This window comes from Rhodoplanes sp. SY1 (genome assembly GCF_046000175.1).
Taxonomy (GTDB): domain Bacteria; phylum Pseudomonadota; class Alphaproteobacteria; order Rhizobiales; family Xanthobacteraceae; genus Rhodoplanes.
Map to the genome: position 1 here is coordinate 1 of NZ_JBEOMB010000550.1, position 568 is coordinate 568.

The following is a 568-nucleotide window of genomic DNA, read 5'->3' on the forward strand; positions in this document are numbered from 1 at the left end:
CCGATCGCGTCGGTCGCGAAGGTCGTTCTCGGTGACATCCTCGGCGTCGGCTACACGATCGACGCCCGCGTGCAGGGGACCATCAGCCTCGCGTCGGGCCGGCCCGTGTCTCGTGGCGATCTCGTCTTCGTGCTCGAGAACGCGCTGCGATTGGGCGGGACCGTCCTGGTCAAGGAGGAGGGGGGCTACCGGCTTATTCCGCAAGGAGAAGCCGTGGGCGCCGGCAGCGTGCAGGCCGAGATCGAGCCGGGTTACGGCATCTCGGTCGTTCCGCTGCAATATGCATCCGCGGCGACCCTGATCAAGCTGATGGACAGTTTCGTCGCCAAGCAAGGCATGGTCCGCGCCGACCCGGGCCGCAACCTGGTGCTCATCCAGGGGACCGGCACGGAGCGGCGCAACGTCCTGGAAATGGTGCTCGGATTCGACACCGATTGGATGCGGGGACAATCGGTCGGCATCTTTCCGGTGGAGAACTCGAGCCCCGAGCCGATCATCGCCGAGCTGGAGAAGATCGTCGGCAGCGGTGAGGGGGGCGTGACCGAAGGGGTCGTCAAGTTCCAGGCGA

1 protein-coding gene is annotated in these 568 nt (G+C 66.2%); it reads left to right on the forward strand.

Annotation, left to right across the window (positions count from 1 at the left end):
* A partial coding sequence (locus tag ABTU92_RS30885) for a secretin N-terminal domain-containing protein (RefSeq protein WP_408095330.1) occupies window positions 1–568 on the forward strand: 568 nt, incomplete at both ends.